Here is a 7,308-nt window from a genome sequence, read left to right on the forward strand (position 1 = left end):
TGCGCGACACCGGCCCCCTTCGTGTCGTCGTCACCAGCCGGAGGGATCGCGCGTGTCCCGGGCGAACACCGTCCCGTCGGGAGCCGCCGCGTACACCGCTCCCCGGGCGACCACCGGCACCGGCACCCCCGCCGACACCAGGTCCGTGCGCGCCCCGAAACGCGGCCGCGTCTGCCCCGCGAGGCTCCCGCGCCGGACGTCCACGGCGAGCAGCCGTCCGTCGGCGGCGGAGAAGTACAGATACCGGCCGTCGGCGACCGGCCCCGAGCCCCAGCTCACCGAGGTCTCCAGATGCCACAGCCGCTTGCCGGCACCCGCGTCCACGGCGTCGAGCCCACCGTTCGTCGAGAGCAGGTACACCACCCCGTCCCGGACGACGGCCCGGGCGCCGTGTGAAACGGCCGGGAGCGGCACGCGGCGCACCGCGCCGGACTTCACCGAGTAGCGCACCACCGCGTCCGTGTCGCCGTGGACCGGATCGGCGGCGAGGAAATAGACGAAGTCGCCCTCCGCGCCAACGGGTTGGAGCACACCGGACAGCTCCGCGCTCCAACGCCGCCCACCCGAGGCGGGGTCGAGCGCGGTGACCCGCGTACCGCTCCCGTCGGCGGAGGCGGCCGTCGCATACGCGGTGACAGTCCCGGTGCCCGCACCGAAGGCGTAGAGGCGGGTGAACGCCCGGTCCGGCAAAGCGTGTTGCCACACCGTCCGCCCCGAGGCGCTGTCCGTGCCGGTGATCCGGCCGTCCGTGTCGCTCACCAGACGGATGCCGTCCGCGTACAGCGTCCCGGTGTCCCGGGGCAGTCGGCGGCGCAACCGGGTCTCGCCCGAGGACGGATCGAGTGCCGTCACCCGGCCGTCCTGGTCGCGCAGTTGGAGCAGCCCGCCCGACACGACCGGCGGATCGCTCCACCGGACGCCCGTGAAGGAGCGCCGCCACTTCACCGTGCCGTCACGCGGGTCGAGCCCGGCCGCCGTGCCCGGGGCGGTGCACAGCAACTCGCCTGCTCCGTAGGTGCATCGAGGCGTGCCGGTGCCCCCGGTGAGGGTCGTGGACCGCCACTCGGTGATCCGGTCCCCGGTGGCCGTCGGACGCACCCGGGGTGCCCGCTCGCCGCCGGACCAGTGCACCGCGGTGATCCCCACGCTCCCCGCCAGCACAAGCGCGCCCGCCGCGAGCGCGGCCCGGCCACGCGTCCACCACCGCGGCCGCCCCGCCGCGTCCTTGTCCGGCTCCTCGGCCTCGGCGCGCCCCGCGTGGTCCTCGGCCTCTTCGGCCTCCTCGGCCGGGGGCACCTCCCGCTGAGCCGGTATGAACGCCTGAGTGTCGTACGACGCCGCCACCGACCGCAGCGCGCGCATGAGTTCGTCGGGCGTGGGCCGGTCCTCGGGTTCCTTGGCCAGGCAGCGCCGCACCAGTGGAACGAGGTTTCCGGGCACGCCGGTCAGGTCCGGCTCGTCGTGCACCACTTGGTACGCGACGACGTAGGGGCTGTCGGAGTCGAACGGACCCCGCCCGGCCGCCGCGTGCACGATCACCGAGCCGAGGGCGAACACGTCCGCCGCAGGGCCCACTTCACGCGGACGGCGGAACTGCTCGGGCGCCATGAACGGTGGCGTCCCTATCAACTTGCCCGTCTCGGTGCGCAGTTCGCTGTCCTTGGGGCGCGAGATGCCGAAGTCGATGACCTTCGGACCGTCCTCCGCCAGCAGCACGTTGCCCGGCTTGAGATCCCGGTGCACCACCCCGACCCGGTGGATGTCCCGCAGCGCCTCCGCGAGCCCGGCCATCAGCCGCCGTACCTCGCCGGGTGCCATCGGGCCGTTCCGCTTCACCTCTTCGGCGAGCGTCGGACCGGGGATGAACATGGTCGCCATCCAGGGGCGCCCGGCCTCCGGATCGGCGTCCACCACCGGCGCGGTGAAGGCGCCGCTCACCCGCCGGGCCGCCGCCACCTCCTGCCGGAAACGCCCTCTGAACTCCTCGTCCCGCGCGAACTCGGCGTGCACGACCTTCACCGCGAGCCGCATCCCGGAACCACTGCGGGCCAGGTGCACCACACCCATGCCGCCCGACCCGAGCCGCGACTCCAGACGGTAGTGACCGGCGTACTCCGGAAGTTCCGGTTCCGCGTCCGGCCCGGAGCTGAGCTGTGGCGCCATGGACCACCCCCGTGCCATTCGTCCGCGCGCGTCGCTCGGAGCCTAGTCGATCGCCCGTACGAGACGGCGGAGGCTTGCTACTCTCCGCGTGCGCGCCCCGAACACCTGTGCGGGGACGTGCAGTTCCGCGAAAAATCACCGGCGCCCCCGCACCTGCCGAGGGCGTCATGGGGGAGGTTGACCATGTCCTACTCCGTCGCCCCGGGCGTCCGTCTGAACGTCCGCAGCGGCCCCGGCACCGGCTACGCGCTCGTCCGCGTCCTGCCCGAGGGCGCCCAGGTCTCGATCAACTGCCAGAGCCCGGGCACCATCGTCACCGGCTACTACGGCACCTCGAACATCTGGGACAACATCGCCCCCGGCGAGTTCGTCTCCGACGCCTACGTGCACACCGGCAGCGACGGCTACGTCGCCGGCCGCTGTGGCTGACCCCACCAGAAAGGCAACGACATGACCTCACTCCACCGCAGAGGCGCTCTGCTGGGGGCTGCCGCAGGAGCCCTGCTCCTGGTGACGGGCCTCGCGGCGCCGGCGAGCGCCACGGCCGCCGCGTATCCCGTGGCCCCGGGCGTCAGCCTCGACGTCCGCAGCGGTCCCGGCACCGGCTACAGCATCATCCGTGTGCTGCCCGCAGGCTCGTCCGTGTCGATCTACTGCCAGACCCCGGGCACGACGGTGAACGGCTACTACGGCACCTCGAACATCTGGGACAACATCGGCAGCGGCGAGTTCGTCTCCGACGCCTACGTGCACACCGGCAGCGACGGCTACGTCGCCCCCCGCTGCGCCTGACCCCCGTCCCCGCCCCGCCGCCCCCGCCCGCGATAATCATCCCGTGAGCGACGAAACCGGCACCAGTCCCGAGACCCGCGCCGGGGGCGGCGACGCGGGCCCCCGCCCCGAACCCCTGCGCTTCTACGGCACCTCCTGGGTCGACCACACCGACGGCTACGCCGCTCGCCGCGCCGGCACCGCCCTCGGTGCCGTCGCCGCCGCGGCCGTCGCCTGCCTGGTCCTGCGCTTCGCCTACCAGGGGCTCCAGATCGCGGGCACCGGCTCCTTCGTGACCGTCCTGGTCGTCGGCATGTTCGCCGTGTGCAGCGCGCTCGCCTTCGGCAACACCTGGCAGAGCTACGAACGCCGCCCCGACCCCGACCGCCAGGCGTCCCAGCGCGGCCTCCTCACCATCGGCTTCGTCGGCTCCCTCCTCGCCTACGCCTGCCGTTCCTTCCTGGAGGCCCCCGGCGAGAAGCTCGCTCGCGCCGAGTACGACAAGGCCCGCGCCGAACACGACCGCACCCGCTCCCGCCGCACGGGCAACCCGGCGAAGAAGAAGCGCGGCAAGTAAGGCACCAGGGGGTACCTCCCGCCGGATATCCCCTGTCCCCTCCCGCCCCACACCGCGCACCATGAGCGGCATGACCACACGCGAAGCCGCCCAGGAGCCGCCCGCCTCCGCCCGCGCCCACTCCTTCAACGCCGCGGCCGCCCAGTACGCCGCGAACCGCCCCTCCTACCCGCCCGCCCTCCTGGACGCGCTGGAGGAACTGTCCGGCCGCCCCCTGGCCGGCGCGCGGGTCGTGGACGTCGGCGCGGGCACCGGCATCGCGAGCCGCCTGCTGCACGAGCGCGGCGCCCGCGTCCTCGCCGTCGAACCCGGCGCGGGCATGGCCGCCGAGTTCCGCCGGACACTGCCGGACGTCCCCCTGGTCCGGGGCGACGGCAACGCCCTCCCGGTCGCCGACGACCACGCCGACCTCATCACCTACGCCCAGGCATGGCACTGGACCGACACCGCCCGCTCGGTCCCGGAGGCGCTGCGCGTCCTGCGACCCGGCGGCGCGCTGGCGCTGTGGTGGAACACCGACGCCGTCGACGTGGAGTGGATCTCCGAGGCCGGTGAGCGTGCCGCACGCTTCTTCGGCCTCGACATCCCCGCCGAGAAGCGCAAGGCGGTGGACCGCACGGAACTGGCCGACCCCAGCGGCCGCCTCGCCTTCGAGCGCCGCGTGGTCCGCTGGAGCCGCCACGTCCCCGTCGACGTCCACCTCGCCAACATCGGCAGTCACTCCGCCCTCCTCCTCGCCCCGCCGGAGGACCGCACCGCCTTCCTGGCCGACGAGCGCGCCCACCTGCTGAAGGTCTTCCCGGACGGCGTCGTCGAGGAGACCTACGACGTGCACCTGATCGTCGCCCGCAAGGAGTGACACCCCCGAACCCACGAAGGGCGGCCCGGTACCGGTACCGGGCCGCCGTTTCGTATGCCCCGGCCCTTGACGACGCCACGCCACAGGAGAATTATTCATCAGGTGATGAATAATGAGCCTCCGCCGGTCCCGGCGGCCGTCCACGCCGACGCCCTCACCGTCGTACGCGGTCCCCGCACCGTCCTCCACGCCCTCGGCTTCACCGTCCCCCGCGGCCGGATCACCGGCCTCCTCGGCCCCTCCGGCTGCGGAAAGTCCACGCTGATGCGCGCCATCGCGGGCACCCAGGCCAAGGTCACCGGCACCCTCGACGTGCTGGGCCGGCCGGCCGGACACCCCGCCCTGCGCCACCGCCTCGGCTACGTCACCCAGGCCCCCTCCGTCTACGACGACCTCACCGTCCGCCAGAACCTCGACTACTTCGCCGCGATCCTCGACCCCGGCCGCGCCGCCGCCGACCGTCGCCACACCCACGTCACCCGCGCCCTCGCCGACGTGGACCTCACCTCCCACGCCGACGCCCTCGCCGGAAACCTCTCCGGCGGCCAGCGCAGCCGCGTCTCCCTCGCCGTCGCCCTCCTCGGCACCCCCGAACTCCTCGTCCTGGACGAACCGACCGTGGGTCTCGACCCCGTACTCCGCCGAGACCTGTGGACCCTCTTCCACACCCTCGCCGCCGAGCGCGGCACCACCCTCCTCGTCTCCTCCCACGTCATGGACGAGGCCGAGCGCTGCGACCACCTCCTCCTCATGCGCGACGGCCGTGTGCTCGCCGACGACACCCCGGAGAACCTGCGCACCCGCACCGGCACGGACACCGTCGAGGCCGCCTTCCTGCACCTCGTCGACCAGGCCGCCGCCACCGACCGCACCAAGGAGCCGACCCGATGAGCACGACCACCGCGGCCGCGCTGAACCCCGGCCGTACGACCGCCACCGCCGCCCGCGTCCTGCGCCAGCTCCGCCACGACCCCCGGACCATCGCCCTGATGCTCCTGGTCCCCTGCCTGATGCTGGTCCTGCTGCGCTACGTCTTCGACGGAAGCCCCCGCACCTTCGACAACATCGGCGCGTCCCTGCTCGGGATCTTCCCGCTGATCACGATGTTCCTGGTCACGTCCATCGCCACCCTGCGCGAACGCACCTCCGGCACTTTGGAGCGCCTCCTGGCGATGCCGCTCGGCAAGGCCGACCTGATCGCCGGCTACGCCCTCGCCTTCGGCGCCGTCGCCGTCGTCCAGTCCGCCCTCGCCACCGGCCTCGCCGTCTGGCTCCTCGGTCTCGACGTCACCGGCTCGCCCTGGCTGCTCCTCCTGGTCGCGCTCCTGGACGCCCTGCTCGGCACGGCCCTCGGCCTCTTCGTCTCGGCCTTCGCGGCCTCGGAATTCCAGGCGGTCCAGTTCATGCCCGCGGTGATCTTCCCCCAGCTCCTGCTCTGCGGCCTGTTCACCCCACGCCCCGACATGCACCCCGCCCTCGAGGCCGTCTCGGACGTCCTCCCCATGTCGTACGCCGTCGACGGCATGAACGAGGTCCTCCACCACACCGACATGACGGCGACCTTCCTCCGCGACATCCTGATCGTCGCGGGCTGCGCCCTCCTGGTCCTCACCCTCGGCGCCGCCACCCTGCGCCGCCGCACGGACTGAACCCCGACGGAGGTCCGCCCACCGGACAGCACCCCGCACCCGGCGCCCCCGATGCGAGGATGAACCGCATGAGCCAGAAAGTCGCAGTCCTCGGCACCGGCAAGATCGGCGAAGCCCTGCTCAGCGGAATGATCCGGGCGGGCTGGGCCCCCGCCGACCTCCTGGTGACCGCCCGCCGCCCCGAGCGCGCCGAAGAACTCCGCGCCCGCCACGGCGTCACCCCGGTCACCAACGCCGAGGCGGCCAAGACCGCCGACACCCTGATCCTCACGGTCAAGCCGCAGGACATGGGCACGCTGCTTGCCGAACTGGCCCCGCACGTCCCCGCCGACCGCCTGGTCATCAGCGGCGCCGCCGGGATCCCCACCTCGCTCGTCGAGGAGCACCTGGCCGAGGGCACGCCCGTCGTGCGCGTCATGACGAACACGCCCGCCCTGGTCGACGAGGCCATGTCCGTCATCTCCGGGGGCAGCCACGCCACCGCCGCCCACCTCGCCACGGCCGAGGAGATCTTCGGCGCCGTCGGCAAGACCCTGCACGTCCCGGAGAACCAGCAGGACGCCTGCACCGCCCTGTCAGGCTCGGGCCCGGCGTACTTCTTCTATCTGGTCGAGGCGATGACCGACGCGGGCATCCTGCTCGGCCTGCCCCGCGACAAGGCGCACGAGCTGATCGTCCAGTCCGCCATCGGCGCCGCCACGATGCTCCGCGACAGCGGCGAGCACCCGGTCAAGCTCCGTGAGAACGTCACCTCGCCCGCCGGTACGACCATCAACGCCATCCGTGAGCTGGAGAACCACGGGGTGCGCGCCGCCCTCATCGCCGCCCTGGAGGCGGCCCGCGACCGCAGCCGTGAGCTGGCCTCCGGCAAGAAGGACTGACCCGCACCAAGATTCTTCGCAGGAGGGGGTTGACACCCCCTCCCCAGGTGCGTAGTGTTCTCCGAGTTGTCCGACGTGAGAGCCGACTCCGGTCGGTCCCCGGACAGCCATTCCGCAAGGCCCACTCGACATCGGCGCTTCCGCGCCGCTTGTTTCGTTGTGCGCATTTGCGAAATGAGGAATCCGTGTTCGAAAGAGCGCAGGACCCCGATTGGCTTCGGGGGCCGGGAATCCGCTAAAGTCTCACTCGTCGGAACGGCCGCGAGGCCGGGAAGACAAACCCCGCTGACTGGGGGTCAGACACCGAAAAGGATCTGATAGAGTCGGAACCGCCGGAAAGGGAAACGCGAAAGCGAGAACCTGGAAAGCACCGAGGAAATCGGATCGGAAAAAGATCTGATAGAGTCG

General features: G+C 72.4%; 8 protein-coding genes. 7 read left to right on the plus strand and 1 reads right to left on the minus strand.

Features of this window, described 5'->3' with window-relative positions:
- Positions 1–30: 30 nt before the first annotated feature.
- Positions 31–2,163, minus strand: a complete 2,133-nt coding sequence (locus ACWEEU_RS04370; protein ID WP_451728296.1) for a serine/threonine-protein kinase — start codon at positions 2,161–2,163, stop codon at positions 31–33.
- A gap of 183 nt (positions 2,164–2,346) precedes the next feature.
- On the opposite strand from ACWEEU_RS04370, the gene ACWEEU_RS04375 reads away from it, so the two are divergent.
- The 7 genes from ACWEEU_RS04375 to proC all read left to right on the plus strand — a co-directional run bounded on the left by ACWEEU_RS04375 (position 2,347) and on the right by proC (position 6,900).
- Entirely contained in the window at positions 2,347–2,592 is a 246-nt protein-coding gene (locus ACWEEU_RS04375; RefSeq protein ID WP_451728299.1) for a peptidase, read from the plus strand.
- A gap of 21 nt (positions 2,593–2,613) precedes the next feature.
- On the plus strand, positions 2,614–2,955 hold the full coding sequence (locus ACWEEU_RS04380; protein ID WP_451728302.1) for an SH3 domain-containing protein: 342 nt from the start codon (positions 2,614–2,616) through the stop codon (positions 2,953–2,955).
- 43 nt (positions 2,956–2,998) lie between these two features.
- Entirely contained in the window at positions 2,999–3,511 is a 513-nt protein-coding gene (locus tag ACWEEU_RS04385) for an EamA/RhaT family transporter (RefSeq protein ID WP_451728305.1), read from the plus strand.
- A gap of 70 nt (positions 3,512–3,581) precedes the next feature.
- Entirely contained in the window at positions 3,582–4,370 is a 789-nt protein-coding gene (locus ACWEEU_RS04390) for a class I SAM-dependent methyltransferase (protein ID WP_385744350.1), read from the plus strand.
- A 105-nt stretch (positions 4,371–4,475) separates the two neighbouring features.
- Positions 4,476–5,261 (plus strand): ABC transporter ATP-binding protein, encoded by a 786-nt coding sequence (locus ACWEEU_RS04395; protein ID WP_385751483.1) that lies wholly within the window; start codon positions 4,476–4,478, stop codon positions 5,259–5,261.
- Positions 5,258–6,019: an ABC transporter permease gene (locus tag ACWEEU_RS04400; RefSeq protein WP_451728309.1), complete on the plus strand. Its 762-nt coding sequence runs from the start codon at positions 5,258–5,260 to the stop codon at positions 6,017–6,019. Before ACWEEU_RS04395 ends, ACWEEU_RS04400 begins: the two co-directional genes overlap by 4 nt.
- Positions 6,020–6,087: 68 nt before the next feature.
- On the plus strand, positions 6,088–6,900 hold the full coding sequence (proC, locus tag ACWEEU_RS04405) for a pyrroline-5-carboxylate reductase (RefSeq protein ID WP_385751487.1): 813 nt from the start codon (positions 6,088–6,090) through the stop codon (positions 6,898–6,900).
- Positions 6,901–7,308: the final 408 nt, after the last annotated feature.

The organism is Streptomyces sp. NPDC005004 (genome assembly GCF_053600675.1).

Bases quoted from the DNA above. Each gene is read 5' to 3' on its own strand.
- ACWEEU_RS04390 (WP_385744350.1), top strand. From the start codon at position 3,582: ATGACCACACGCGAAGCCGCCCAGGAGCCGCCCGCCTCCGCCCGCGCC.
- ACWEEU_RS04400 (WP_451728309.1), top strand. From the start codon at position 5,258: ATGAGCACGACCACCGCGGCCGCGCTGAACCCCGGCCGTACGACCGCC.
- proC (WP_385751487.1), top strand. From the start codon at position 6,088: ATGAGCCAGAAAGTCGCAGTCCTCGGCACCGGCAAGATCGGCGAAGCC.
- ACWEEU_RS04380 (WP_451728302.1), top strand. From the start codon at position 2,614: ATGACCTCACTCCACCGCAGAGGCGCTCTGCTGGGGGCTGCCGCAGGA.
- ACWEEU_RS04370 (WP_451728296.1), bottom strand. From the start codon at position 2,163: ATGGCGCCACAGCTCAGCTCCGGGCCGGACGCGGAACCGGAACTTCCG.
- ACWEEU_RS04395 (WP_385751483.1), top strand. From the start codon at position 4,476: ATGAATAATGAGCCTCCGCCGGTCCCGGCGGCCGTCCACGCCGACGCC.
- ACWEEU_RS04375 (WP_451728299.1), top strand. From the start codon at position 2,347: ATGTCCTACTCCGTCGCCCCGGGCGTCCGTCTGAACGTCCGCAGCGGC.